Raw genomic sequence first — 286 nt, forward strand, 5'->3', positions numbered from 1 at the left:
CTCATATAACGTTTCTGCGCTTCTTAAATACTTTTGCATTAGTAAGGGATTTACTGCAGTATTACGCTGATATGCTGCTCTACGTTCAATGCCTCTTATCGTTCCTGGTTCCTTTGCTGTACGCATCCATTCCAGTGCATAACGTAAATCAGTAATCATACTACCAATAATTGTTTTATCATTATCCGGTGCTGTTTCTTTTAAGTTTTCTAACTGATTTACTTTCTCTTTATATTGTTCAATTAGTTCCTGCATACCTTGTTCCTCCTTTTGTAATAAAAAAAGG

1 protein-coding gene is annotated in these 286 nt (G+C 35.0%); it reads right to left on the minus strand.

Features of this window, described 5'->3' with window-relative positions:
- Positions 1 to 255 (minus strand): hypothetical protein (locus tag KVT37_RS32135; RefSeq protein WP_217579016.1); only part of this gene is annotated, 255 nt, incomplete at its 3' end.
- Positions 256 to 286: the final 31 nt, after the last annotated feature.

Origin of the sequence: Mesorhizobium sp. GbtcB19, assembly GCF_019091085.1 — a bacterium.
GTDB lineage: Bacteria > Pseudomonadota > Alphaproteobacteria > Rhizobiales > Rhizobiaceae > Mesorhizobium.